This is a genomic window from Desulfacinum hydrothermale DSM 13146, assembly GCF_900176285.1.
In the GTDB taxonomy this organism is placed as follows: Bacteria; Desulfobacterota; Syntrophobacteria; order Syntrophobacterales; family DSM-9756; genus Desulfacinum; species Desulfacinum hydrothermale.
Genome location: NZ_FWXF01000014.1, coordinates 67,094 through 92,848 on the forward strand (window position 1 = coordinate 67,094; position 25,755 = coordinate 92,848).

Below are 25,755 nucleotides of genomic sequence, written 5' to 3' on the forward strand. Positions count from 1 at the left end.
CTGCTCCCCCCTTCCGTTTCACGGGTCACCGGCGGCGTCGAAGGCGTTGGGAATCCAGGACACCTCCGCCTGGCCTCGCCTCCAATGCACGACCACCACATCGAAGCGAGCCGACACGGCGCCAAGGTTTCTGGACTTGAGATACCAGAAAGCCAGCTGAACGAGCTTTCGGCGCTTTTGCACGGAGACCGATTCCTTGGCCGATCCCCACCGACGGCTCCTGTGGGACCGAACCTCCACAAAGACATAACGGTCCCCGTCCCGGGCCACCAGATCCAGTTCTCCCAGGGCACAGCGAACGTTCTTTTCCACGATCTTCAGGCCTTGACGACGAAGGTAGGCCTCCGCCACCGCCTCGCCTTCCCGTCCCGTTTTCCTTCGCTCGTCCAGTGTCATGCCCGCCTGCCTTGTGTATCGGGCTTTCCCATCCTTGCCCGCAGCCTTCTCATGAAATTCTATCACAGACAGGAAAGGGCTTTGGGCTGTTTTGTGTGGAAGGGACAAAGCAGGCAAGGTCTGATCTACCTGTTCCGTGGCGTCGGAGGCGGTACGACTATGGGCTTTACCCTTTTGGGGGCGGGTTCGGAACCCGCCCCCAACTCCCGAAAGGCCAGACCGGTGGTGCGGGCGCACCCGCTAGCCCAACCTTCCGTCCACACAAAATGTAAGAAACCCGGGCGTTCTCAGTCACCCTCGGAGGCCGGCGTCCTGACGTCACCGCCTTTTTTATCCTGCTTACGCAAAAACCGCCGGTAATAGGTCACCCACAGGCCATTTCCAGTCAAGGTCAGCCGCACCACCGGCACTTTGCAATGCTTTAAGGATCTAGCTCACATTCCGGTCTTCCGGCACCCCTGGAGCGCAATGCGAAAGGCGCTTGGGCATGCCCAGAACCGCTTTCCCAGCAAGCCGCCAAGGACCCAAAGAAAGCGCGTTCCGATCAGGCGGCTGGACGACCCCACATGACGGAAGCCATGAGGATAAGGTGTGACAGAACCTGGGCCAGCGGGTCTTGGAAGAATCGACTCGCAAAAGTTCATTTGGGGGAGGAATCGAGCGACAACGCAGAGCCGTTGCAATGTTCACGCACGCCCTTGAACGAAAGGCGATGCACCGGGCTTGGCCCATGGCGGCGCAGCGCCTCCCGGTGGGCCCGGGTGGGATAACCCTTGTGTTTTTTGAACCCGTACTGGGGATACAGCTCGTCCAGTTTATCCATGAGGCGGTCCCGGTACACCTTGGCCACAATGGAGGCGGCCCCGATGCTCAGGCTCTTGGCATCTCCCTGGCGGATGCCTTGGTGGGGAATCTTCAGGGGAAGCGTGTAGGGGCCGTCCACCAGAACGAAATCGGGCGGGGGATCCAGGGCACTCAAGGCCCGGACCATGGCCTGGAAGGAGGCCTGCAGGATATTGATCCGGTCGATCTCTTCCGGGTCAGCCAGCCCGATCCCAACGCTCAGCGCCTCACCATAAATGCTTTCCACCAGGGCTTGCCGCCGTGGGGCGCTCAGCTTCTTGGAATCGGTCACACCGGGCAGGTTCGGCCTTTCCGGAAGGATCACGGCAGCGGCCACCACAGGCCCCGCCAAAGGCCCGCGGCCCACCTCATCCACGCCGGCCACATGAAAAAAGCCCCGCCGGCGGGCTCGGCGCTCCAGATGGAGGCCGTCCCTCGGCGGGGCTTCAAACAATGTGCGTTGCTGCACTAACGGCGCTCCTTGATACGAGCGGCCTTGCCCACGCGGTCCCGCAGATAGTAGAGGCGGCTGCGGCGCACGCGACCGCGTCGAACCACTTCCACTCGGTCGATCTGCGGGGAGTGGAAGGGGAAGATCCGTTCCACGCCCACCCCGTAGGACATCTTGCGAACCGTGAAGGTGGCACCAATCCCTCCGCGGTTGCAGCGGATCACCACGCCCTCGAAGATCTGGATCCGTTCCTTTTCGCCTTCCCGGATCTTCACATGCACCTTCACCGTATCTCCAGGGCGAAAGGCGGGAATGTCCACCCGCATGAAGTCTCGTTCAATGTTTTGAATCGCGTTGAAGCCCATCTTCATCCTCCAAAATGTCAAGCCTGTCTCTCAAGAAACGGGGAGTCGTCTTCGCTCCACAAACGTGCTGGGGTCGCATGAGCGCCTTTCTTTACCGCACAAGCCCCCTTCCCGTAAAGCCCGAAATGACGCTTTCAGCCATGGATGCACGCCCCTTGCCCAAAAAAACGATCCACCAGGATGGAGGCCGCACTGCGCACCGACAGGTGATTGTATTGAGAGCGGCCTTCTATGGGCGGCAGAAACCCGGCGCAAAGGTCCAACACGGACGGGGCCAGCCCCCAGCCCGTTCCCAGCAGCAACATCCCCGGAACCTCTTCCTTTTCCAGAATCCCACGGGCCTGGGCCGGTTCCGTCACCCGGCTGTGCCGCCTGGCCGATGTGGCCCAGAGGATGGGATCTTTCCCGGTCTCTTGGCGGATCTCCGCGCAGGCCGCTTCCACGGATGGCGCCAATCGCAGCCGCCTCAACGCCTTTTCCCGGTCCGGATGCAGCTCCTTGCCCACATTGTGAAACCAGTGGTGGGTAAGGCGCTTCACCAACTCCTGCTGATCCTTGAGCGGTGTGACCACATAACAGGCGGGCAGATCGTAGGTGCAGGCCAGGCGTGCCAGGTCGTGCAGATCCAGGTTGGTGACAGCTGATGCCACCTCCTCTCCACGACGGTTGAGGACCGGATAATGGATCAAAGCCAAGTAGAGCAAGGGGCTACGCCTTTTGGGGCTCATGGTCTCTCGCGATCGTACTCATCCAGGAGTCTGCGGTCTTCCGCGCTCAGCTCCAGGCGTTGGAAAAGATCCGGGCGCCTGTCTCGGGTTCGAGCCAGGGCCTGCATGCGCCGCCACCGGCGGATCCGCTCATGATCTCCCGAAAGCAACACCTCCGGGACCGCATGGCCGCGAAATTCGCGAGGTCGCGTATACTGCGGGTACTCCAGAAGGGGCTCGGCGAAAGACTCCGCCTCCGGGGACGCCTCGTTTCCCAACACCCCGGGAAGGAGCCGTGCCACCGCATCCACGATGACCAGGGCCGCCAATTCCCCACCGGTGAGAATGAAGTCCCCGATGGACACTTCTTCGTCCACAAAATGTTCGGCCACCCGTTGATCCACCCCCTCATACCGACCGCATACCAGCACCAGCCGCTCCATGGCTCGGAATCGGCGCGCCATCTCCTGGCTGAAAGACCGCCCTTGCGGAGACAGGAGCACCACGTGGGCGTCGGGCCCCAGCGGCTTCACGTCCTCCAGGGCCGCCACAATGGGTTCCGGCTTCATCACCATGCCCTCCCCGCCGCCGAACGGCCGGTCATCGGTCATCTGGTGCTTGTCCAGGGCATAGTCCCGGATATTGTGCACCCGGACCGTGAGCAGGCCACGTTGGCACGCTTTGCCAAGGATGCTCTCGCGCAAAGGGCTTTCGAAGATTCCGGGGAAAATGGTCAAAATGTCAAAGATCATCCGTCAAACCCGCCGGGGGCTGCACCACCACTCGGTTTTCTTCCGGTCTCACGGCCCGGACGATCTCCTCCACGGCCGGAAGCAGCAGCTCGCCTCCCCGCTCGTCTTCCACCACGTAGATGTCGTGGGCCGGACTTTCCAGGATCTCCTTCAAGATTCCCAGGAAGTGCCCGGACACGGTCTCCACCCTTAGGCCCACCAGCTGGTAGTGGTAGTACTCCCCTTCTTCCAGCTCCGGCAGTTCCTCTTCGGGAACCCCCACCTCCAGTCCCACCAGGGCCCGGGCGGCCTGCATGTGGCCCACTTCCCGGAATCGCACGCGCCACTGGCGCCCATGGGGCCGGATGTCCTCGATGGTCAAGGCCTTGGGAATCCGCATGGAGGGCAGACACACAAAAAGACGCTCGTCGGCTTGGCGTTCTCCGAGCGTCTCTCCGTAGGCAACGATGAGAACGGCACCGTCGGTCCCGTGAGTCCGGCTGATCCTTCCCACAGGAACCCACTTGGATGGCTGCATCGTCCTATTCGATGATCTCCAGGACAGCCCGTTTTCTGATCTTGGTGGATGCGGCGCTGAGGATCGTTCTCATAGCGCGGGCGGTACGTCCCTGCTTGCCGATGACCTTGCCCAGGTCCTCTTTGGCCACCCGCAGCTCAATCACAGAGGTTTGCTCCCCTTCGATTTCCGAAACCCGCACCTGTTCCGGCTTGTCCACCAAAGCCCGCGCCATGTATTCAATGAGTTCCTTCAGCATGCTCCCCTCCACCTTGTGTGCACTGTGCCCGCCCAGATTCTGGTCAGGACGCCTTGGGAACGGCCTTGTCAGCGTGCTTGCGGATCAGGCTCTGAACGGTCTCCGTGGGCTGCGCACCTTGTTGGAGCCAATAGTTCAGGCGCTCGACCTTGAAGGTGACCGTCGCAGGATCCGTCAGGGGATTGTAGGTTCCAATGCGTTCGATGAACCGACCGTCGCGGGGAGCTTCCGAATGGGCCACCACGATGGAGTAGAAAGGTCGCTTCTTGCTTCCACGACGTGCCAAACGAATACGAACCGGCATGATCTTCGTCTACCTCCTTCAATGACTTTACACCAGACTGCACACACCCTCAAAACAAATTTGCAGCCTATACACCACGCTGTCAAAATTAAAAAGGGAAAAACGCCTTCACCCGTTTTTTCTTCTTTTTCTTGCCCTTCTTGGTGGCCTTGCCGCCCCCCATCATCTGTCGCATCATCCGGCGGGCATCGTTGTAGCTGCGCAAGAGCTGGTTCACTTCCTGGACCGTGGTGCCGCTTCCCCGGGCGATCCGCCTTTTGCGGCTGGCATTGATGATCCCAGCGTTTTGCCGCTCCTGCCTGGTCATGGAGTTGATGATGGCTTCGGTTCGCACCAGCGCCTTCTCATCCACCTCCATCTTCTTCAGCTCCTTCATGATGCCCATACCCGGAAGCATCTTGAGGATCGATTCCAGGGATCCCAGCTTTTTCACCTGCCGCAACTGGTCCCGGAAATCTTCCAGCGTGAAGCTATCCTCTTTGAACTTGCGCGCCATCTCCTCGGCTTCCCGCTCATCGAAAGCATCCTGCGCCTTTTCGATGATGGTCAGCACATCGCCCATGCCGAGGATGCGCGAACTCATCCGGTCCGGGTGAAAGACCTCCAGGGCGTCCAGCTTTTCCCCCACGCCCACAAACTTGATGGGGCAACCGGTCACCGCCTTGATGGACAGGGCGGCGCCTCCCCGGGCGTCACCGTCCAGCTTGGTGAGCACCACACCCGTAATGTGGAGGGCTTCATGGAAGGACGAGGCCACCCTCACCGCATCCTGACCCGTCATGGCATCGGCCACCAGCAGCATTTCCTGGGGCTTCACTACGGCCTCGATGCGCTTGAGCTCGTCCATCAGCTCCTGGTCGATGTGCAAACGACCGGCGGTATCCACAATGAGCGTATCGCACTGATGCTGCCGGGCAAAGGAGACCGCATCCCGCACAATGTGCTCGGGCTTTTGATCGGAGGACGATGGATAGACCGGCATCTTCAGCTGGCCGGCCAGCGTGGTCAGCTGGTCGATGGCGGCGGGCCGGTACACGTCGGCGGGCACCAGGCAGGGCCGGCGTTTGTTCTTGCTCAGATGGAACGCCAGTTTGCCGGCGGTGGTGGTCTTGCCGGATCCTTGGAGCCCCACCAGGACAATCACCTGCGGGGGCGGGCCCGTGAGATCGAGGGGGACGGCCGTCCCACCCATCAGGTCGGTCAGGGCCTCATTGACGATCTTGATCACCTGCTGGCCAGGCGTGAGGCTTCCCATCACCTCCTGGCCCACGGCTCTTTGGGCGATGGTCTTTACAAAATCCTTGGCCACCTTGTAGTGGACATCGGCCTCCAGCAGCGCCAGGCGCACTTCCCGCAGGGCCTCCTGGATGTTTTCTTCCGTCAGTTTGCCGTGGCCCTTCAGGTGGCGAAAGACTTTCTGGAATTTGGTGGTCAGATTGTCGAACATGATCCCCCGTCCGTTTCGTCTCCCTTGCGCGCCGAGCACCGGGCGCTTTTTTTGCGCAACAAGGCATGCTATAGTTTTATCAAGTAGCTGTCAAGAAACGCGCATTGTGGGTGCGGCAGCGGCGGTTCTCGGTTCCACGATCTTTGCAGTGCCCATCCCCATGCCTTTTCCCCCGATGAAACTCCCGGTCACAGATGCAACAGGGCCCGTGGCATGCGCGCATGCCATCGCACCGGAAGGAGGAGGTCGGTCATGGCGGTCATCACCATCAGCAAGGAATACGCGTCGGAAAGTGAAGAATTCGCCAGGCGCCTGGCGGATCGTTTGGGCTATTCCATCCTGGACAAGCAGTTGGTGGCGGATGCAGCCCGGGAGTTGCGCATTTCCGAAAGTGAAGCTCAAAGCTTTCATCGGGGAAAGGAATCCCGGCTCCTGCGCCTCATCGACCGATACACCGCCAGTACCGTACAAAAGGTGGTGGACCGATCCTATGGCCGACTGGACGACAAGAACTACCACGAGGTCACCGTGAAGCTCGTGCAGAATGTGGGGCAAGAAGGCAACGTTATCATCCTGGGTTGGGGCGCCCAGTGCATTTTGGCGGACCATCCCCAAGCGATCCATCTTAGAATCGTGAAGCATCTGGAAGACCGAATCCGCTGGCTGAAGGAAAACATGGAGATGGACGATCGGGCCGCCAAGGACCTGATCGAACGTGAAGAAAAGGAATCGGAGGCTTACATCGAACACTACTTCAACCGCTCCTGGGACGACCCCCACCTCTACCACGCCGTGCTGAACCTGAGTCGCATCGCCATGGAAGATGCCCTGGACTTGGTGGCCGCCTGGGTGAGTAAGGTCGAAGAGGGCCCTTGATCCCTCGTGAGCAATGAGTGACCGATGCGCCGTGACAGGAAATGGGTGAAAGGCGCCTTGCCCTCTTCATCTCAGTCGGTGGCGGGAGGGTGTCTTTCCGCACCCGAAATCGGATGGGCTTCCCTTTCGCCCCGTTCCTTTCAGTCGGCACTGTCAACGCCTGGTCTTCGGAAGCCATGAAGCGATCGCTTTTTCTTGCTTTCCTCCTTCTGGGTGCTTGGAGCTTCTTCGGGCTCGCCGCCTCTTTTGCCGAGTCGACGGATCAGGTTCGCCCGCCCATTCTGGCCGGGACTTGGTATCCCGGCGATCCCGCAACACTTCAATCCACTGTGGCGCACTACCTCTCCAGTGCCGCCCCCCAAGGCCTTCCGGAAAAGGCAGCCCTTCGCGCGCTGATCGCGCCCCACGCCGGATACCGTTACAGCGGGGCCACCGCCGCCTACGCCTACCAGCTTCTCAAGGCCCATCCCGCGGAGACTGTAGTGGTCATGGCCCCCAGTCATCGTGTGCCCTTTCAAGGATTCTCCGTTTACGATCGGGGTTCCTACCAAACCCCCTTGGGGCGGATCCCTCTCGATCTTGCCATGATCGACGCGTTGAAGGACCGGCTTTCCGACCTGCGCTGCGTCCAAGCGGCGCACCGTGTGGAACACTCCATCGAGGTTCAGCTGCCCTTTCTCCAGACGGTCGTCCCGGGCTTTCGACTGGTCCCCGTCCTGGTGGGGAAGGTGGACTTTGACGATTGCGTACGAATGGCCCGAGCTCTGGCTTCCATCCGAAAGGAGCGGTCCTTCGTGGTCATCGCCAGCACCGATCTCTCCCACTACCACTCCGATGCGGACGCCCGGGTCCTGGACCGGCGCTTGATCGACCGGGTCCGGAACATGGATTCCCAGGGCCTTTGGGAAGACCTCAGCCAAAGCCGCTGTGAGGCGTGCGGGGGAGCGGCTCTCGTCACGGCCCTCCTATATGCCGGCCGGTTTCCCAAGGCCAGGGCTTCCATACTGCACTACGCCACCTCCGCCGACACCACAGGAGACCGAAGCCGCGTGGTGGGCTATCTCGCCGCCGCCCTTTGGACTCCACCTTCCAGCCCCACCTCCGCCGATCCAAGCTCCTCCGCCGCCGAGATGCCCCCCTTGAGTGCGGCCGACAAAGAGCAACTCAAGGCCATTGCGCGCCGAGCCATTGAGGCCAAGCTCCAGGAAAATGTCCCGCCGCCGATCGAGCTGGCCCAACTCAGCGAGAATCTTCGCCGAAAGCGCGGGGCCTTCGTCACCCTCAAGATTCAAGGCCGCCTCCGCGGGTGTATCGGCCAGATCGTGGGCCGTTCTCCCCTGGCACAAACGGTAGCCCGCATGGCCGTGGCGGCGGCCTTCCAGGATCCCCGCTTTCCACCCTTGACCCGCGAAGAATGGCCTGGGGTCACCGTGGAGATCTCCGCCCTCACGCCTCTTCGCCGCGTCCATCGAGCCGAAGAGATCCAAGTGGGCCGCCACGGGCTCTACCTTCGCAAAGGCTGGAAAAGCGGACTCCTCCTTCCTCAAGTGGCCACGGAATACGGGTGGGACCGGGACACCTTCCTGGAACAGACGTGTCGAAAGGCGGGACTTCCTGCGGACGCCTGGCGGGATCCTGAAACGGAGATATATATCTTTTCCGCCGAAGTCTTCTGAGCGTCAGCGGGGCGAAAGGAAAACCGAGTCATGGACCGACGCTCTTTTCTCAAAGCAGGCCTCTGCGCCGTATGCGCCGGCACCCTGGCACGCCCGCCCGGACCCTCCCGAGCGGCGGAAGCTGCGACGCTCAGGCTGAAGAAGGGAGCCGTCACGCCCCATCCGTCCCCCTACTTCGCCCCCATTGGTTCCGGCGCGATTCGCTGCCTTCTTTGCCCCCGCCACTGTGAGGTCGACCCCGGGGAGCGGGGCTACTGCGAAGTGCGTGAAAACCGAAACGGCACCTACTACAGCCTGGTGTATGGCAACCCCTGCGCCGTGCACGTGGATCCCATCGAGAAGAAACCCTTTTTCCATGTTCTCCCCACCACCCGCTCCTTTTCCATTGCCACGGCCGGGTGCAACTTCGATTGCAAGTTCTGCCAGAATTGGGAGATTTCCCAGGCGCGGCCGGAACAGACCCGAAATTTTCTCCTGACGCCGGACCAGGTGGTTCAGTGGGCTCTTCGCACCGGATGTGCCTCCATCGCATCCACCTACGTGGAGCCCACCATCTTCATGGAGTACATGATCGACATCGCCCGGAACACCCGGAAGGCGGGTCTACTCAAGGTGATGCACTCCAATGGATTCGTGGAAAAGCCGCCTCTGGAAGACCTGGTGCCCTTCCTGGACGCCGCCTGCATCGACCTGAAGGGCATTCGGGACGCCTATTATCGGGAGATGACCGAGGGGTGGCTTGAGCCCGTACTGGACACCCTGAAGCACCTGAAGGAAGCCGGCGTTCATACGGAAATCGTGAATCTAATCATTCCCGGAAAGAACGACTCCCAAGCCGACATTGTCGACCTCTGCCGCTGGGTTCGCAATGAACTGGGATCCCACATTCCCATTCATTTCACCCGATTTTATCCCCGTTACAAGCTCCAGGGGCTTCCGCCCACGCCCGTGGCCACTTTGGAACGCGCCCACGCCATTGCCCGTCGGGAAGGGCTCCACTTTGCCTACATCGGCAATGTGCCGGGCCACCCTGCGGAAAGCACCTATTGCCCGCGGTGCCAGACCCTGGTCATCCGCCGCGTGGGCTACCGCACCCAACTGGTTCACTTCCGAGACGGTCGTTGTTCCAAGTGCCAAACACCCATTCCAGGAATCTGGAAAAGACCCGGGACCCAGGAGACGGGGGACGCGGCTGGCGGGTAAAGATCGGTCCGCTGTGTTGCCCATCCATGGGCCTTTCCGCAAGCGGTTCGGATGAAGCCATCGGGATGTGGGATTCCCCGATCCGGGATGTAGAGGATCACGGGCGGGGGTTCAGGGGCCCGGCTGGTGGTGGAGAGGCAGGGAACGCACCAAAGCAGGAAGGCTCAATGCCAGCAGTGCGGCACAAAAGAGACAAGCTCCCGCCAGTCCCCAGCCGGGAATCAGGATCAGCGTGCCCCCAAAGGCCGAAAGAGCGCCCCCACTCAGATCCCACGCATAGAGCCGCGGGCCCCGGTCCCGTCCGCCCAACCGGGTTTCACACACCAGGCACGACAGACCGAAATGGGCACCACCCAGCGCACCCAAGGCGGTCGACATCAAGCCAAACAGAACCAGTCCGGGCGAATCTGCCGCAAGGGACGCTGCGCGCGCCCCCTGATCGAAGATCCAGGCCAGGATAAGGGCCACCGCCAGGAGCACTGCCTGGACCGCCCACAGCATCCGCTGGGCATTCCCAGCGCGCCCCCGAGCGCCCACGGCCCGCCCGATCACGGCCCCCATGGAAAGGCCGGCCATGAAGGCCGTGACCAGGAGCGCCATCGCCGTGTAGAGAGCTCCTTCCACGATCTGGTAGGCAAAAAAGAGGACGAGCTGGAGCAGCATCAGAGACGCTCCCACCGAAAAAACGGCTGCGGCGAGCCCTTGGGTCGCCGAAGGCCGCGGACCCCCAACGGCCAGGGCGAGCAGAAAAAGTGCCGCCACCGCCGCCCCGGCCCCCAGCTTCTTTCGAAACCGGGGATCGCCCAGTCGCGCCAGCCAACCCAGGGTGCGTGCATCCTCGTAGCGCGCCGTCCACCACCGCAAGGCATCCAGAAAACCCACTGGATTCCAGTCCCTGTTGGGGATCCCCGAGACCTCTTCCAATACCTGATCGAAATAGGCCAGCCTCAAGGGATCCAGTAGATTTTCCAAACGATCACGGCGCACGTAGCGAAGCGAAAGGCCCAAGCGCTCGGCCCGGCTCATGAGCCGGTTGGGATCCGAGGAGAGGACTCCGGTCTGTGATGCGGCCACCACATGCAGGCGGCTCCCCGGATATAGGATCCGATCGGGGAAAACCCGCCCCAGGGTGTTCCAAACGGAGGCGGCCAGCCGTGCCTGGGCCTCCCCAAGCACCTCTTCTCCGCCCGCAACCTCCAGCGAAAAGAGCCCGCCTGGGCACAAAAGACCTGCAATGTCTGAGTAGAACTCCACCGTCCTGAACCGGTTCAGGGACAGGGTCAGCGGATCCGCCGTGTTGAGCAAAACCGCGTCGAAGCAGAAGGTCCCACGGCGCACGTAGCGCCGGAGATCCTCGCAGTGAAAGTGCAGCCTCGGTTCTTCCCGATCCAAGCGGCTCATGGAAAGCAGGACGGGGTCCGGATCCACCACGTCAATCCTTCGGGTGGAAGGATATCGGAGCGCTTCCTGCAAGACTTCCGGCCCGCAAGCCCCCAGAACCAGAATCTTTTGGGGACCAGGATGCTGGAGAAGCGTCAAGTGGACGGTCCTTTCGGCCCCCTCGGGGTCGGGGACGCTGTAGGCCCACAGGCCGTCGCTCATGATCGATTGCTGTTCGCCTTCGTCCAACACGGTGATGTTGTGATAGGGGGTGTCCACGGAAAGGAGCACCCCATCTCCCCAAATCCACGCTCGACTCAGGGATTCAAGCCGTGGCGCCGCCGCCCAACCCAGGACCAAGATCACCCACGCCGCTCCAACCGCCCCCACACCGGCCGCCTTGCTCCTCCGCCCCACCGTGCCCAGGGCAGCCGCCGCCGGCCCGCCACCGCACAGGATCGCCCCCTTAAGCGCCGTGAACCGCGGAAGCAGCAGAAAATAGAAAACCAGTCCCCCCATTCCCGCACCCGCCGCTTCGCCGGCATAGATCCACAGACCGCTTGCTGCCCGCCGTGCCTCCTCGGAAACCGCCAGCCAGGTGAGGCCGAATAGAAGACCGAAGAGGAGACATGGCACCGCGGTGACCGCCCCTGCCAGCACGACCGTAGTGCCCAGGCCCAGCACATCGCCCCGAGGAATGGCCAGCAGGGCTCGGGCGCCTCGAATCCAAAGCACCACCGCAGGCACCGTGACGGCGTAGGACGACAGCAAAACGGGGATCCAGGATTTGGAGAAGCGGCATCTTTCTTGGCGGGGGACCGGACGGGGCCACAGGCCCGCCAAGGCGCTTCCGGCGGCGGTCCACACAAGCCAGAAGAACAGCACCATGCCCAGGGTCAGTTCGTTGCCGTGGAAGAGCACGAAGCTCTCGCGAAGCACCAGGATCTGGGCGACCGTGCCCGCCCAGCCGGCTGCTGTGATGGCCAAGACGTAGCGTTTCATGGGTCCCTGATCCGTATGGAGTGCCCCCATTCAGCCTCCCGGATCCTCCGCCACACCCCCGGCCTTGCGCCACACCGGTGGTTTGTGCCGGAGCTGCACACCCCATCGGCTCCGCAAAGGCGAGAGCCGGATCCTTTTGGGAAAACGGCATGACGGTTCACGGCACCAGCTGGTACCCCGCTTCTTTCAGGGCCTTTTCCAGATCTTCCATATGGTGGAAGCCGCGCGTCTCCACTTCCAGTTCCACCCGGGTCACGTTCAGGGGCAAATCGGGCACATTGCGATCGTGGTAGATGTGGAGCACATTGGCTCCCTGGGCCGCCACCACCGACAGGAGACGCGACAGCGAGCCGGGCACGTCGTCCACCTGAACCGTGAACCGCATGAGCCGTCCACTTTTGAGCAGCCCCTTGGTGAGCACCCGCCCCAGCAAGGGACTGTCCACGTTTCCTCCGCTGATCACCAGGACCACCTTTTGGCCCTTTTGGCAACACACCGCCCCGGTCAGTAGCGCTCCCAGCGGCACCGCACCGGCGCCTTCCGCCAGCACCTTCTTTCGCTCCAGTAGAAGGAGCAAGGCTTCGGCGATATGCTCTTCATCCACGGTCGCCACCCGGTCCACGGTCTCCCGGATGACCTGAAACGTGCGTTCCCCCAGCCGTTTCACGGCGATGCCGTCGGCGATGGACTGGGAGCCGCCCACAGCCACCAGCTTTCCTGTTCTCAGAGCCTCACTGGCGGATGGACACACCGCCGCCTCCACCCCTATCACCTGGGTCTGGGGCCGTTGGGCCTTCACCGCCGTGGCGACGCCACCGATGAGTCCGCCGCCCCCCACGGGTACCAACACCAGATCCGGGTCCGGCAGCTCCTCCAGGATTTCCAAGCCCAGGGTGCCCTGTCCCGCCATGATGTCCCCATCGTCGAAGGGATGAATGAAAGCCCGCCCTTCCCGGCTCAACGCCATGGCCTTTTCAAGGCTTTCCCCCAGGCTCGTTCCATGCAGGATCACCTCGGCTCCATAGTTTCGGGTGGCGATCTGCTTGGTTATGGAAGCCCAGACGGGCATGACGATCACGGCGGGCACGCCGGCCTGGCGTGCAGCCAGGGCCACCCCCTGGGCGTGGTTTCCGGCCGACGCGGCCACGACCCCGTGAGGACCCAGCCGGTCGCGGTTTTTCAGGATCTTGTAGGTGGCCCCACGCACCTTGAAAGAACCGGTCTTTTGCAGGTTTTCCAGCTTGAGATACATGTCCGCTCCGAACATTCGGCTCAGTGTGGGCGAAAAGACCAGCGGGGTGCGGATGATCCGCCCTTTGAGAACGCGGGCGGCATCCTGAATCTGGGAAACGCTCACATGCACTTTCAGTCTCCTTTGGCGTCGTCCTGTTCCAGATGAAGTTTCACATCCCACAGTCGACCTCGACGCAGGGCCTGTGCGCCGAATCGATCCCGGATCGTATCCAGGGCCACGTCCAGCCTCTTCGATCGCATCTCCCTGCGGTCTTCGAAGAGGCATAGCTGGCCCCTCCCTTGGCTCAGCTGGCTCACACTCACGCCCGTCAGCCGAATCTTTCGCCCCCGGGGCACGTTTTGGAAAAGGGCCACCACGGCCCGAAAGAGGGTTTCCGTGCTGTCGGTGGGCGTGGGAAGGGTCCGGCTTCGCGTGATCTGCTTGAAATCGTCGTACTTCACCTTAAGGGTCACGGTGCGCCCCTGAAGCCCCTTGCGACGCAGCCGCCGGGCCACCCTCTCCGATTGCAGCAGAAGCCATTTGAAAAGCCTCTCATCCGAGTCCAGATCCTCCTCGAAGGTGTTTTCTGCTCCAATGGACTTGATGGGCCGATGGGGCTGGACCGGATCCCGATCCCTACCCGATGCCCTCTCGTGGATCCATCGTCCCGTACGATCTCCGAATCTTGCCGTCCAGAAGTCCACGGGATAGCCTAACACTTGCCCGCATGTGCTCACGCCCAGGGCCTTCAATTTCTCCACGGTCGTGGGGCCGATCCCCGGAATTTTTGCCACCGGAAAGTCTGCCAAAAAGGATTCCACCTGTTCCGGAGCGATGACGGTCAAGCCGTCCGGCTTGTTCTGGTCGGAGGCGATCTTGGCCAGCAGTTTGTTGGGTGCTATCCCGACGGAACAGGTCAGGCCCGTCTTGCGGCGGATCTTTTCCTTCAACCGCTGAGCCGCTTTCCTGGGCGGGCCGTGAAGGGCCTCGGTTCCCGTCAGATCCACGAAGGCCTCATCGATGGAAAGCGGCTCCACCAGAGGAGAGACGGTCCGCAGAAGCTCCATAATCATCCGGGAAACTTCTTGGTAGCGGCGCATCCGTACGGGTCGCACCAGCAGATCGGGACACTTCTTGAGCGCCTGAAACATGGGCATGGCCGAATGAATCCCGTAGCGACGCGCCTCGTAGGAGGCCGCCGACACCACCCCGCGTTTACCTCCGCCCACCACCACCGGGCGCCCGCGAAGCTCCGGAAAGTCTTGCTGTTCCACCGACGCGTAAAAGGCATCCATGTCCAGATGCATGATGGTGCGGACCTTCCGGTTCATGGTTCGCCCCTCCGCCTCAGATTCCGCCGCAAGGCAACAAGCGCCATCCAGGTGAAGCTCCCCGATGGAGGAACACCGAAAAAACTTTCATCCGCTTCAGCCCGGTCCACCACGAAAAACCCCGCATCATGGAGCTGGCCCTGTAGATGGGCCAGTTGAAGGTCCTGAAAGCCGGAGACCAGCAGCAATCCGTCGGATGCCACGCGCCCCATGATTTCCCCGCCGATCCGCAGCCACACCGGCCACGGAAGGTTGGCCGCCACCGCAGCAAATGGGCCGCGCACCGCCTCCACAGACCTCACCACCCAGGCAGACCTCCCGCCCAGGCCGTTTTCCCCGGCATTACGCACGGCGGCACGAATCGACGGTTCATAAATGTCCACCCCCACCACCCAATCCGCCCCGAGATGGGCGGCCGCCAGGGCCAAGATCCCGGAACCGCACCCCACGTCCAGAAAGGACTTATGGCGAATCAGCACCCGATGACGCGCCAGCAGTTCCAGGCAAAGCCGGCTCGTCCCGTGTCGCGGATGGAAGCCCTTCTGGGCCCGGATCACGAGCCGTTGCTGTCCTCGTTCCCAGGGAAAAATCGGAGGCACATGGATGCGCAGGGGGGCGTTCACGGGCAGTCGCATGGCGGAGTCTCTTCCAAGGGCCCCAGGCCGAAAAAGGCCAGAGCGTTTTCCGTGGTCCGGCGCGTGATCTCTTCCAACGAACGGTTCTTGATCTCCGCCAGCGCCTTGAGGGTCGTCCAAACGTGGACGGGTTCCGCCCTTCGGCCCTGGTAGCGTACCGGAGCGTCCGTTTCCACCAGGATGCGATCCAGGGGAGCGCGCTCCATGGCGCTACGATGCTTGGTGCGCAGGGCCAGGGCCGGTGTGGCCGACACGTAGTAGCCGGCATCCAGGATGCGATCCAGCACGTCCTCCGGGCCGCTGTACCAATGGAACACGGCGCGCCGAACCCCCTCTTCCAGGACCATGGAAAGGCAGCGTTGATGGGAAAAGCGGCTGTGGACGATCACCGGCCGGTCCTGCTCCCTGGCCAGCTCCAGCGCCCGGGAAAAGACCTCCTTTTGGAGCTCTTTTTTCACTTTCACCCGGTAGTCCAGGCCCACCTCTCCCAAGGCCACGCATCGGGGAAGCTGCTTTGCCATGTCCTCCAAGGTGGCTTCCACTTCTTCGGCCCGGATACTCCAGGGGTGGTATCCCACGGCGGGCAGCACCCTATACGGGAACCGCTCGGCCAGTTCCAGCGACCGCCGATTGGACTCGCGATCCATTCCCACCGAAACCATCCGGATCACGCTGCTTTGCACAGCCCTGCGGATCACCGGTGCGGGATCATCGAAGTCGTGCAGATGCACATGTCCGTCAATGGCCAGAAGCGCCATGGCAATACCTCCGCACGGGACACCGGGAGCAGAGCGGATGGCGGGGCCGGCAGACGGTCTGACCGTGCTTGACCAGCAGCTCGTTCACCAGCAGAAGCCATTTTTCCGGGAGCATTTGCTGGAGAGCCCGTTCCGTGGCTTCCGGCCGTTGCGTCTCCACCAGCCCCAGTCGATTGCTGATGCGGTGTACGTGGGTGTCCACCGGAACAGCCGGCTTTCGAAAGCCGTAGACCAGGACACAGGCGGCCGTCTTTCGGCCCACGCCGGGAAGGGCCAGAAGATCCTCCATGGCATCCGGCACGCGCCCCCCGTGCCGTTCCACGAGGATCCGCCCGATCTCCTTGATCCGAGCCGCTTTGCGTTTGTAAAAGTTGACCGTGCGCACGAGATCCTGCAGATCGGCTAAGGGCGCATCGGCCAGGCTCGCCGCGTCCGGATACCGGGCCAACACGGCCTGGGCCGCCGCATCGGTCATCTCGTCACGAGTGCGGTGGGAAAGGACCGTACCAATGAGCACCCGAAAGGGGTTCCGCCGCGTGTGCCAGTTCCACGGCTCGGTGCCGTAGCTCTGGGCCAGAATCTCCAGGATCTTTTCCGCCTTCCCGTGGTTCTCCATTGCAACAGAACCTCCCAGCATTGAGGTACGTGCGGAGGAAGGCCCAGCGGACCAGGCCTTCCGGGCGCGATGCGCACAACCGGTTCACAGGAAGGAATGAAGAGCCCCAGGGGAACGCACAAGCACTTGAGCCCCTCCTTGGATCAGCTCCTCAGCCGATCGAAATCCCCACAGCGCCCCCACCGCAAACATTCCGGAAGCAACGGCGGTCTTCATGTCCACGGCCGTATCCCCCAGGTGCATCCAATCCTCGGGGACAATTCCTATCTCCCGGGCGATCTCCAGCGCCGCGGTGGGATCCGGCTTTACAGGGGCACCGGGCGCCGCCCCCACCACCGCATCGAAATGGACATGGGGAAAAAACCTCGCCACCATCTCTTTGGTAAAGTCGTCCATCTTGTTGGACAGGACCGCCAGGCGCACGCCCCGCTCGGTGAGGGCTTCCAGAAGCTGGGCTATCCCCGGGTAGGGCCTGGTCTGCGCATGGTCCAACGCCTTGTATTCGCGGCGCATGGCGTCCACAAACCGCGGGATGTCTTGCTCCATTCGGTGCCCATCAGGAAGGGCTCGGCGCACCAGCCACTCCACCCCGTCTCCCACGAAGCCTTTGTAATCGGAAACTGGGTGGGTGCGAAAACCGTGGCGGCGGAGCACCCGGTTCATGGCTTCCGCCAGGTCGGAAAGGGTATCCAGAAGCGTGCCGTCCAGATCCAAAAGCGCCGCCCGAAAACGCATGTCACCTCCTCAACAGCAAAATCTCCGCGTCCAATCCCTAATCCCCAAGCCGCTGCTCCAGGGCCCTGCGCGGGACCCGACCAGCCATGGAATGGTACCACCAACCCACAGGGAGGAACAAGAATAGGCACACCTCACAAAAATGGATATTTTTCGCTATATCCCAGCGATTTTGGCACGATTATTCACTTGCTCCCCGCCTCCGACTGGGCTACAAGGGACGCTGAGGTCAATGGGAAACGATGTGTTTTCCCAGGTTGTAACGTTTTTGCGTACGTGTAGTTGAGGTCAGTTATTGGGGCCCAAGGAAGTGCGGTCTTTTGAGTGGGCAAGACCATCTCCTGGCTGCCGCCGAGCAAGACCCGACGAGGCGTACCACAGAAGAGAGGAGTTTTGGAAAGATGGAAGGCCGAGTCAAGTGGTTCAATGAGAAGAAGGGTTATGGTTTCATTGAAACAGACAGCCAGGGAGACGTTTTCGTCCACTACACGGGCATCCAGGGAGAGGGCTTCCGGACGTTGACCGACGGCGAGGCCGTCAGTTTTGAAATCACGGAAACTCCCAAGGGCCCCCAGGCCATCAACGTGAAGAGAATCTAGGCTGAAGACGCCGGACGAATAGTGAAAGCACTCCAGGCCAGGCCTGGGGTGCTTTTTTACATCGATCACACAGGGAGAAGCATGATGACACATGGATCCAAGTTCTTGATGGGTTGTTTCACGGCGGTGTTTACGCTGGCCGCACTCACTCTGGTGCCGCTCCAGGCGGTTTCAGCCGCCGAAGCCGGTCCGGCGGCGGTGGTGAACGGAACCGCCATATCCCGGGACGCCTTCGATCGACAGATGAACGGCGTGCGCCAAAGCCTGGTCCAGTCGGGCCGTCTTCTCAACGACGTGCAGTTGCGTGATGTGAAAAAGCGCGTTCTGGAAGGCCTCATCGACCGCGAAGTCCTCTACCAGGCGGCAGCGGCCAAAGGCTTCAAAGGTGACTCCAAGGCCGTGGAGGATCGCCTTGCGGATCTCAGGGGCCGGTTCGACACCCAGGAAGCCTACACCAAGGCTCTCAAGACCATGAACCTGACGGAGGATATCCTCCGCCGCGAGCTTACTCAAAACAGCGCCATCGAACAGTTCATCGACAAAGAGCTGAGCAAGGGGATCTCCGTAAGTGATGCGGAAGCGGAGGCCTTCTACAAGGAGCGCCACGAACTTTTCGAAAGGCCGGAACGGGTTCATGCACGCCACATTCTCGCCGCCGTGGCTCCGGACGCACCGGAATCGGAAAAGAAGGCCGCCCGCGAAAAGATTGCCGAGGCACAGAAACGGCTGCAGAAGGGAGACGATTTTGCCACCGTGGCTTCCGAAATGTCCGATTGTCCCAGTCGCGAAAAGGGCGGCGACCTGGGCTTTTTCGGTCGAGGCCAAATGGTGAAACCGTTCGAAAAGGCCGCCTTTGCTCTGAAACCCGGCCAAACCAGCGACGTGGTGGAGACCCAGTTCGGTTATCACCTGATCCAGGTCATGGAAAAAAAGCCCGCTGAAACGGTGCCTTTTGCCAAGGTCAAAGAGACCATTGCCGAGCACCTGAAAAAAGAAAAGGTAAAAAAAGTGGTGGAAGATTTCGTCAGCAAGACCAAGACCCAGGCCAAGATCGAGCGAACTCCCGTGGACGAACTCTAGGAGGCGGTCGAACAATGGCCTCTCGGCCCTTTTGGCCTTTCTGATGGATGCCATTGCACTGTGCCATGTGATGTTTTTTTGAGCCTTGTCGGGGCGGGTTCGGAACCCGCCCCGACGGCTGAAACGCCAGGTCGGCAGCACGGCCCCGCCGGCCACTCTTAACACATCCCGAAAAGACTCCATTCCGCCTGACAAGCAGACCGCGCTCCTGAGAAGCCCTCCGCAATCCCACAACAGGGACCTGCTTTTCCATGCACCGTTGCCTTCCGATCCGGCCCCGAGACCGTTACCGCCGCCCCTTTGGGACGGCGCCCCCGCGATGCAGGTCACTCCAGGCACCCATCTCGGCCCTCGCACTCCTTCAGGCACCCTTGGCACCCGTGGCACTCCATGATACATATGCCGCCGTCCGGGTCAGCTTATAAACAGCGGAGCTGAACACACGTCGATCCAACACGGCCGTGTTTGGAATCATCATGGAGGTCAAGTGGAAGGAGGTGAGCGGAGGCCATGGCGGACACCATGGAATGCATGTGCCAGGAATGCGGCATCTCTTCCTATTTCCAGGTTACGGATCTGTCCTACGACGAGCCGGGCCCGGGCGGAAGACGGCTCGTTCAGAATCTCTTTTGCCCCCAGTGTGGGGGGCAGCTGTTCGTGGTGGGCCGCGCCGGCGATGAGCCCACCTACCGGACCGGCTGATCCCAGACACAAAAAAGCGGGATGGAACAACCATCCCGCCCTTCTTGCTCCGGCCGAATTTATGTAACGGGCGATATCGTCAGCAACTGCAGCTACAGTCGCAGCCGCACCCGCCCTCGGGCGGTTTTTCACTGATCTCCACCAGTTCCACATCGAAATTCAGGGCCTTGCCGGCCAGAAAGTGATTCAAGTCCAGCGTGATGGACTCTTCGTTCACTTCCGCAACCGTCGCGTAGACCGTCTGGTTGTCCTGCGTCGTCAGGGACAACACCTGACCCAGTTGCGGCTCGAAATTGGGCGGCAATTCCGAACGAGCAAAGGATTGCGTCAACCGCTCATCTCTTTCGCCGTAGGCTTCTTCTGCCGGGATGCGAAAGCTCTTCTTTTCGGACACGGCCATCCCGGTAATGGCGTCTTCAAAACCGGGAATGACCTGACCGGAACCAAGCTGGAATTCCAGCGGCTGTCCGCCTTCGCTGGAATCGAACACCTGGCCGTCGTCCAGCTTGCCGGTGTAGTGCACTTTGACGAAATCGCCCTTTTCCGCTTTCTTCATTTGTTTCTCCTCACTGTTTCGTTTCTTGGTAACCTTTGAAGCAACCCTAGTGGCCCGAAGGCGGGAAGTCAAGCGCCCGAGCGTTCTTTCTTCAAACCGAATCGGCGCTTTTGGCTTTTGCCCACGTGGCCGCATGGCACTGGGCAAGGGCACGCCGGGGCGAGCTCAAGCCAAGGGCTACCAGGCTCGGCGCGTGAGCAGGGAAAGGAGCCTCCCCAAGGGCGGCTCCCGAGGCGTCAAGGCCCCGAAGGGGCACACCTCCACACAGCAGAAACAACGAATGCATTGGTCGTAGTCGAAGACAGGCGCCGGCTGGGATTCACGTATCGCCCCGGCGGGACAGATCTTCCAGCACTTGCCGCACAATTGGCACCGGGCCGCCTCCGGTTCGGGGCGGCGCAAGAGGTGGCGCCGCTGCAGGTGATGGAACTTCGGTGGACCAAAAAGGACCGTGCCCGTCTGAGGAAGCCGGAATTCTTCGACCGCTTCCATGTTCCCTTCCACCTGCACGGTGGAGGGTTCAAACCCCAGGGATAGTGCCGCCCGCAAGGTGGGCAGCTGCGTAGCGTCCAACCCCAGCATCCGGCACACCACATAATCCAGCGCGTCCGCGCTTGGAGAGGCAAGTAGGTAGCCAACAGGTCGAGCCGTTCCGCCCAGCCCCGGCCCGTCCCCTTCCAGGGCCAGGATGCCGTCCAGAAGATGAACACTGGGACGCACGGTGCGACAGATGCCCACCAGCAGCCGAGCGAACCAATCGGCACCCACGCCCGCACGCATGTGCCACTGGGGCTTTCGCACCCCCACCACACAGCCGAAAAGGTTTTTCACGGCTAAGGTGAGCAGCATCTGTGAGTGGGTCTTCCATTTGGGTAGATTGACCACCACGTCCGATTCCACGGCCTCGCGGGCCAATTCCAGGGAATGGAAGGGAGGTTCGGCCGACACCTGGACGGAATCCTTGAATTCGCGCACCTGAACGGGCAAGCCTTTCAGGGCGTCTTCCAAACCACTGCGGCGCACCACTGTTCGAAAAGGCCACACCGCCGGGCTGTCTCCCACCAGGACGTGCGCCGAACCGTCGGAGGCATCCACAATCCACTGGCACACCGCTCTCACGACGGCGGGATGCGTCACCACGGCCCGCTCGGGTCCCGCAGGGGCCAACAGATTGGGCTTTACCAGAACACGAGCGCTTCGCAGCCCCGCTGCGGGAAGTAAAGGTTCCAGCAGGGCATGCACCGCTTCCTCCAGCCCGTGATCATAGTCGAGCAGCCTTCTGACAAGGACTTTCGCCACGTGGTCCACTCCCCACATCCCGGTGTGCTCATTGAAAGGTGCCGAGACCCATGGTAGCATGAGAAGGCAAGCCTGAACAGCACACCACCCATGTTGGGGACGGCCGGTACCCCCAAAGCCGCCCCGGCCTCTTGGAGGGCGCGTAGAACGAACCTTTGATCTCTCCCAAGGCAACGCGGACCCCTCATTTCGGCCGTAAAAAAAGGAGCTTTCTCCCATGAAGCCCATCCGCTACGGGGGAATTCACCACCTGGCCATGGTCACCCGGGACATGGACACCACCATTCGCTTCTGGCGGGATTTGCTGGGCATGCGACTCGTTGTGGCCATGGGCCGCCCCGGCTACCGCCATTACTTCTTTGCCATCTCGGAGACGGACACCATCGCCTTTTTCGAATGGCCTGATGCAGCCCCTGTGGAAGAAAAGGACCACGGCGTACCGGTGCGCGGGCCCGTGGCCTTCGACCATGTCTCCCTGGCGGTGGAAAGAAGCGATGATTTGTGGGAATTGAAAAAACGATTGGAATCGGCCGGTTTTTGGGCATCGGAGGTGATCGACCACGGCTTCATCTGGTCGCTCTATTCCTTCGATCCCAACAGGATCGCCATTGAGTTCAGCCATCCCCGGCCTGATGTGGATGTGCGCCGGCGCCCTCGGCTGGTGGATCCCCATCCGTCCGCCGTCACGCTGCAGGGTCCCGATCCCGTGAGCGGGGCCTGGCCGAGCCCCTCAACGCCCCTGGACGAAGACGAAAGAAGGGTCTATCCAGGCGAGGGAGAAAAACTCCGGAGCCCGGAAAGCATTTGGAAGCCTTGAGCCGTGGGCCCTGGCCCGGACTCCGGCGTCAGCCCTCCGCTGAGCACCCGCTGTCCCGCTCGAGCTGTGAGAACAGATCCCGGAGCCGGTCCACCTCTTCAGGCATCAGGTCCTCCGGGACGCAGCCCTTTCCCACCCTGCGCGCGGTGATGTAGCGGGCGCAGCCCGTATAGTCCCCATCGCAGTAGCGCTGGCGCAGCCGACCGTGGCACGCTTCCCGGCATTCGGCGAGAAAGAAGTCGCAGGTTTGTTTGAAAGCACAGCAGACCATGAAGATCCCCTTCCACAGGATGATTGGGAACGGCCCATCGGCTGTGGCCGCCCCGGAAAATTGCGGTCTTATAGCGGCCCCAACATCCAAATGCAATCCTTTATTCAAAGGATCGGCATATTTTTCAAAACCTTGAACCTTAGTTGAACTCTGGACACGGCCTTTTCAAAGGTCCGCGCCCGCCTTGTGGCTTCATCGGCCCCCTTGAACTCAGGGTGCTTATCGGTTAGCTATGACCTCATGCGGGTGTAAACGGCACACTTGCAAACACGGCTGTGTATTGAAAAGGGACGAATCGGCGGAAAGGAAGATGCCAAAGGCGGGCCTCATACCCAAAAAGTATTTGCTGGTGCAACCGGTTATGATGCGGGTTGTGGTGGGATTGCTCCCCTGCCTGGCGGGAGCCGTTTTCTTCTTCGGCTGGCGCCCCCTACTGGTCACCCTGGTGGCTCTCGTGGCCGGCACCGCAGCGGAGGCCGCCTTCACCCTTCGGCAAGGCAAACCCGTGACCTCCGCGGTCTTTGTCACCTGCCTTATCTACTCTTTGAGTCTTCCGCCCACGGTCCCGCTGTGGATGGTCGCCGTGGGCATAGTTTTCGGTGTGGTTTTCGGCAAGATGGCCTTTGGCGGATTCGGCTACAACGTTTACAACCCGGCCATGGTGGCACGTTGCTTCGTCTACATCAGTTTTCCCATCGCCCTCACCGCTCGCTGGGTACCGCCCTTCGGATCGCCGGTCCAAGGGCTGCTGGGCTGGGTCCCTCCCGTGGATGCGGTCACTTCCGCCACCCCGCTTCGCCTTCTCCAAGCCGGCCAGGACATCCCGCTGGCCCCCCTCTTTTTTGGTAACATTTCCGGGTCCATGGGAGAAACGAGCGCCCTGCTTGTGCTTCTTGGCGGGCTCTTCATCGTCTATAAGAAGGCCGCCCAATGGCGCCTGGCCGTCTCCTGCCTTCTGGGCGCCGCCTCCACGGCCACCGTCCTCTACCTCGTGCGCGTTCCAGGCGTCCCCGACCCACTCACTTACCTATTGGCCGGATCGCTGCTGTTCGGGGCCTTCTTCGTGGTCACGGAACCCATCAGCGGGCCCAAGACCAAACCCGGCCAGTGGATCTATGGTGCCGCCATCGGATCTTTGACCATTGTCTTGCGCCGCTACTCCAACTTTCCGGAAGGCGTCATGTTTTCCGTGCTGTTCATGAACACGTTCGTGCCGCTGCTCGATCGGGCGGCCAAGCTGTTCCAAGAGAAAAGGCGGGCACAGGCGACGACGTCATGAAAGAACGGCTCTTTTCTGTCCTGTACATGTTTGTGCTGGCCCTCGTTTTCACCTCGGTGGTGGGGGCGGTGAACTGGGTGAGCCGCGAGCGCATTCGATTGAACCAGGAGATCGCGCTCCAGAGGATCGTGCTGTCCGTGCTGGATCTTCTGCCGCCCGAAGCTATCAGCAAAAAGGAGATGCAGGCTATCTTTCGGCGTCGCATCCGTTCCCTGCCTTTCGGGGATCGCACTGTGTACGTGGCCGTTGCTCCGGAAGGGGACCGCGTTGAGGGCTATGCGTTTCCCGTTTCCGGACCGGGCTTTTGGGGACCCATCTACGGCATGGTGGCCGTGGACGCCCAGGTACAAAAGATACTGGGCATCGCCTTCTACCGGCATAGCGAAACGCCGGGGCTGGGAGGGCGCATCACGGAGGCCTGGTTTCGGGAGCAGTTTCGAGGCAAGCCACTGCACGTTCCCAGCCCCGGTCGACGCTTTTTCTACCTGAAGCCCGCCGGCACGGCGACGGGCCCCGATGAGGTGGACGCCATCACGGGAGCCACGGAAACCAGCCGGCGGCTGGAAGCCTTTTTGGACCAGGAACTGAAGCGCATCATTCCGCTTCTTCGCCAACAGCGCCCGACGGGTAACGTTTAGAGACAAATCAAGGGACGATCACCATGGCAGCGGATTCGGCCAAAAGCATCTTCCGAAAGGGCGTCTGGGGGGAAAACCCCGTCTTTCGCCAGATCCTGGGGATCTGTTCCGCCCTCGCCGTCACCAATCTCATGGCCAACACGTTCATCATGGGCGTGAGCCTCATCTTCGTCACCGCCATGTCCAACGCCACGGTTTCGGCCTTGAGGCGCGTCACCCCGGCTCGCATCCGCATGATGGTCCAGGTGCTCATCATCGCCTCCTATGTGATGATCGTGGACATCGTACTCAAGGCCATCCTGCCGGAGATCAGCGAGGCGCTGGGCCCCTACGTGGGACTCATCATCACCAACTGCATCATCATGGGCCGGTGCGAAGGCTATGCCCGAAACAATCCCGTTTGGCCTTCCTTTCTGGACGGGATCGCATCGGGCACCGGCTATGCCCTGGTACTTCTCATCATCGCCTTTTTCCGCGAACTGCTGGGATTCGGCACCGTGTTCGGCCATCCCGTCATGCCGTCTTGGTGGGTCCCATGGACCATCATGGTCATGGCCCCCGCCGGCTTCTTCATGCTGGGTCTCTTTATCTGGGTGGCCTACCAGTTTGAAAAACCCGAAGAAAAAAAGGTCTCGCGCTAGGAGCTTGTCCGAGAATTCATGTCAACTGTATTTGCATGTGATCTATAAAGTCTATAGTCATTTGACATATCCATGCCGTTGTGATAAGAATACACCTAATCTAGCATGCGCGCATGGGGGAATCTGTCATGGCTCGTTTCAAATACGACCCAACTCAGTTTCGCCAACGGCAATTGTTTCCAAGTTCCGTATTTGATCTTTTGCCGAAGGATCACGCCTGTTTCGTTTTTGACGAAATCCTGGAACAACTCGACGTATCCAGTGCGGAAGAGGGCTACAGCTTTATTGGGCAGAGAGCTTATCCTCCCAAAAGGTTGCTTGCGATTCTCATTTATGCTTACAGCCATGGCGTGTTCAGTTCGCGTAAAATTGCAAAGAAGTGCACCGAAGACCTGGGCTTTATGTAT

The 25,755-nt window shown here is 61.2% G+C and carries 30 protein-coding genes; 11 read left to right on the forward strand and 19 right to left on the reverse strand.

Annotation, left to right across the window (positions count from 1 at the left end):
- Positions 1–18: 18 nt before the first annotated feature.
- From B9A12_RS12080 to ffh, 9 genes are all read right to left on the reverse strand, one after another.
- A complete protein-coding gene (locus tag B9A12_RS12080) occupies positions 19–396 on the reverse strand; it encodes a YraN family protein (RefSeq protein WP_084058157.1) in 378 nt (125 codons plus the stop codon).
- A 640-nt stretch (positions 397–1,036) separates the two neighbouring features.
- A complete protein-coding gene (locus B9A12_RS12085) occupies positions 1,037–1,708 on the reverse strand; it encodes a ribonuclease HII (RefSeq protein ID WP_084058158.1) in 672 nt (223 codons plus the stop codon).
- On the reverse strand, positions 1,708–2,055 hold the full coding sequence (gene rplS / locus B9A12_RS12090) for a 50S ribosomal protein L19 (protein WP_084058160.1): 348 nt from the start codon (positions 2,053–2,055) through the stop codon (positions 1,708–1,710). Before rplS ends, B9A12_RS12085 begins: the two co-directional genes overlap by 1 nt.
- A gap of 134 nt (positions 2,056–2,189) precedes the next feature.
- On the reverse strand, positions 2,190–2,705 hold the full coding sequence (locus B9A12_RS12095) for an RNA methyltransferase (protein WP_245802437.1): 516 nt from the start codon (positions 2,703–2,705) through the stop codon (positions 2,190–2,192).
- A 74-nt stretch (positions 2,706–2,779) separates the two neighbouring features.
- A complete protein-coding gene (gene trmD, locus B9A12_RS12100; RefSeq protein ID WP_084058163.1) occupies positions 2,780–3,514 on the reverse strand; it encodes a tRNA (guanosine(37)-N1)-methyltransferase TrmD in 735 nt (244 codons plus the stop codon).
- The gene (gene rimM, locus B9A12_RS12105) at positions 3,504–4,007 is read right to left on the reverse strand and encodes a ribosome maturation factor RimM (protein ID WP_212636925.1); all 504 of its coding nucleotides are present in this window, start codon (positions 4,005–4,007) and stop codon (positions 3,504–3,506) included. The genes trmD and rimM overlap by 11 nt, the downstream gene beginning before the upstream one ends.
- A gap of 28 nt (positions 4,008–4,035) precedes the next feature.
- Positions 4,036–4,269 (reverse strand): KH domain-containing protein, encoded by a 234-nt coding sequence (locus B9A12_RS12110; protein ID WP_084058166.1) that lies wholly within the window; start codon positions 4,267–4,269, stop codon positions 4,036–4,038.
- Between the two features lie 43 nt (positions 4,270–4,312).
- Entirely contained in the window at positions 4,313–4,573 is a 261-nt protein-coding gene (gene rpsP / locus B9A12_RS12115) for a 30S ribosomal protein S16 (RefSeq protein ID WP_084058168.1), read from the reverse strand.
- Between the two features lie 88 nt (positions 4,574–4,661).
- A complete protein-coding gene (gene ffh / locus B9A12_RS12120) occupies positions 4,662–6,020 on the reverse strand; it encodes a signal recognition particle protein (protein WP_084058169.1) in 1,359 nt (452 codons plus the stop codon).
- A 252-nt stretch (positions 6,021–6,272) separates the two neighbouring features.
- Here ffh and B9A12_RS12125 point away from each other — a divergent pair, with 252 nt between their 5' ends.
- The 3 genes from B9A12_RS12125 (at position 6,273) to amrS (ending at position 9,775) form a co-directional block, all read left to right on the forward strand.
- A complete protein-coding gene (locus B9A12_RS12125; RefSeq protein ID WP_170920577.1) occupies positions 6,273–6,896 on the forward strand; it encodes a cytidylate kinase-like family protein in 624 nt (207 codons plus the stop codon).
- 176 nt (positions 6,897–7,072) lie between these two features.
- Positions 7,073–8,572 carry an AmmeMemoRadiSam system protein B gene (gene amrB, locus B9A12_RS12130; RefSeq protein ID WP_170920578.1) on the forward strand — a complete coding sequence of 500 codons (1,500 nt, stop codon included), beginning with the start codon at positions 7,073–7,075 and terminating at the stop codon, positions 8,570–8,572.
- A gap of 30 nt (positions 8,573–8,602) precedes the next feature.
- Complete coding sequence (gene amrS / locus B9A12_RS12135; RefSeq protein ID WP_084058172.1) at positions 8,603–9,775, forward strand: AmmeMemoRadiSam system radical SAM enzyme; 1,173 nt, start codon at positions 8,603–8,605, stop codon at positions 9,773–9,775.
- Between the two features lie 111 nt (positions 9,776–9,886).
- On the opposite strand, the gene B9A12_RS12140 is transcribed toward amrS, so the two are convergent.
- The 7 genes from B9A12_RS12140 to B9A12_RS12170 form a co-directional block, all read right to left on the reverse strand.
- Positions 9,887–12,187 (reverse strand): spermine/spermidine synthase domain-containing protein, encoded by a 2,301-nt coding sequence (locus B9A12_RS12140; RefSeq protein ID WP_084058174.1) that lies wholly within the window; start codon positions 12,185–12,187, stop codon positions 9,887–9,889.
- Positions 12,188–12,314: 127 nt separating this feature from the next.
- On the reverse strand, positions 12,315–13,520 hold the full coding sequence (ilvA, locus tag B9A12_RS12145) for a threonine ammonia-lyase (RefSeq protein WP_084058176.1): 1,206 nt from the start codon (positions 13,518–13,520) through the stop codon (positions 12,315–12,317).
- Between the two features lie 2 nt (positions 13,521–13,522).
- A complete protein-coding gene (locus B9A12_RS17640; protein ID WP_245802438.1) occupies positions 13,523–14,722 on the reverse strand; it encodes a DNA polymerase IV in 1,200 nt (399 codons plus the stop codon).
- Positions 14,719–15,357, reverse strand: coding sequence for a 50S ribosomal protein L11 methyltransferase (locus B9A12_RS12155; protein ID WP_084058179.1), 639 nt, complete (start codon positions 15,355–15,357; stop codon positions 14,719–14,721). Before B9A12_RS12155 ends, B9A12_RS17640 begins: the two co-directional genes overlap by 4 nt.
- Complete coding sequence (locus tag B9A12_RS12160) at positions 15,342–16,115, reverse strand: TatD family hydrolase (RefSeq protein ID WP_084058180.1); 774 nt, start codon at positions 16,113–16,115, stop codon at positions 15,342–15,344. The genes B9A12_RS12155 and B9A12_RS12160 overlap by 16 nt, the downstream gene beginning before the upstream one ends.
- Complete coding sequence (locus B9A12_RS12165) at positions 16,096–16,731, reverse strand: endonuclease III domain-containing protein (protein WP_084058181.1); 636 nt, start codon at positions 16,729–16,731, stop codon at positions 16,096–16,098. Before B9A12_RS12165 ends, B9A12_RS12160 begins: the two co-directional genes overlap by 20 nt.
- A gap of 84 nt (positions 16,732–16,815) precedes the next feature.
- The gene (locus B9A12_RS12170) at positions 16,816–17,466 is read right to left on the reverse strand and encodes an HAD family hydrolase (protein WP_084058182.1); all 651 of its coding nucleotides are present in this window, start codon (positions 17,464–17,466) and stop codon (positions 16,816–16,818) included.
- A gap of 401 nt (positions 17,467–17,867) precedes the next feature.
- Between B9A12_RS12170 and B9A12_RS12175 the strand changes: the two genes are divergently transcribed.
- From B9A12_RS12175 to B9A12_RS12185, 3 genes are all read left to right on the forward strand, one after another.
- The gene (locus tag B9A12_RS12175; RefSeq protein ID WP_084058184.1) at positions 17,868–18,065 is read left to right on the forward strand and encodes a cold-shock protein; all 198 of its coding nucleotides are present in this window, start codon (positions 17,868–17,870) and stop codon (positions 18,063–18,065) included.
- 84 nt (positions 18,066–18,149) lie between these two features.
- Positions 18,150–19,145, forward strand: a complete 996-nt coding sequence (locus B9A12_RS12180; protein WP_212636926.1) for a peptidylprolyl isomerase — start codon at positions 18,150–18,152, stop codon at positions 19,143–19,145.
- Positions 19,146–19,655: 510 nt separating this feature from the next.
- A complete protein-coding gene (locus B9A12_RS12185; protein ID WP_084058188.1) occupies positions 19,656–19,847 on the forward strand; it encodes a hypothetical protein in 192 nt (63 codons plus the stop codon).
- Positions 19,848–19,926: 79 nt separating this feature from the next.
- Here B9A12_RS12185 and B9A12_RS12190 read toward each other — a convergent pair whose 3' ends face one another.
- On the reverse strand, positions 19,927–20,403 hold the full coding sequence (locus tag B9A12_RS12190) for an FKBP-type peptidyl-prolyl cis-trans isomerase (RefSeq protein ID WP_084058189.1): 477 nt from the start codon (positions 20,401–20,403) through the stop codon (positions 19,927–19,929).
- Between the two features lie 177 nt (positions 20,404–20,580).
- Positions 20,581–21,702: a DUF362 domain-containing protein gene (locus tag B9A12_RS12195; RefSeq protein ID WP_170920579.1), complete on the reverse strand. Its 1,122-nt coding sequence runs from the start codon at positions 21,700–21,702 to the stop codon at positions 20,581–20,583.
- 226 nt (positions 21,703–21,928) lie between these two features.
- On the opposite strand from B9A12_RS12195, the gene B9A12_RS12200 reads away from it, so the two are divergent.
- On the forward strand, positions 21,929–22,519 hold the full coding sequence (locus B9A12_RS12200; protein WP_084058204.1) for a VOC family protein: 591 nt from the start codon (positions 21,929–21,931) through the stop codon (positions 22,517–22,519).
- Positions 22,520–22,547: 28 nt separating this feature from the next.
- Here the strand turns inward: B9A12_RS12200 and B9A12_RS12205 are convergent, their stop codons facing one another.
- Positions 22,548–22,790, reverse strand: a complete 243-nt coding sequence (locus B9A12_RS12205) for a hypothetical protein (RefSeq protein ID WP_084058191.1) — start codon at positions 22,788–22,790, stop codon at positions 22,548–22,550.
- 310 nt (positions 22,791–23,100) lie between these two features.
- Between B9A12_RS12205 and B9A12_RS12210 the strand changes: the two genes are divergently transcribed.
- The 4 genes from B9A12_RS12210 to B9A12_RS12225 form a co-directional block, all read left to right on the forward strand.
- The gene (locus tag B9A12_RS12210; protein ID WP_212636927.1) at positions 23,101–24,069 is read left to right on the forward strand and encodes an RnfABCDGE type electron transport complex subunit D; all 969 of its coding nucleotides are present in this window, start codon (positions 23,101–23,103) and stop codon (positions 24,067–24,069) included.
- Complete coding sequence (locus B9A12_RS12215; protein ID WP_084058193.1) at positions 24,066–24,707, forward strand: RnfABCDGE type electron transport complex subunit G; 642 nt, start codon at positions 24,066–24,068, stop codon at positions 24,705–24,707. Before B9A12_RS12210 ends, B9A12_RS12215 begins: the two co-directional genes overlap by 4 nt.
- A gap of 23 nt (positions 24,708–24,730) precedes the next feature.
- Complete coding sequence (locus B9A12_RS12220) at positions 24,731–25,348, forward strand: NADH:ubiquinone reductase (Na(+)-transporting) subunit D (protein WP_084058194.1); 618 nt, start codon at positions 24,731–24,733, stop codon at positions 25,346–25,348.
- Between the two features lie 128 nt (positions 25,349–25,476).
- Positions 25,477–25,755 (forward strand): transposase (locus tag B9A12_RS12225; RefSeq protein ID WP_170920581.1); only part of this gene is annotated, 279 nt, incomplete at its 3' end.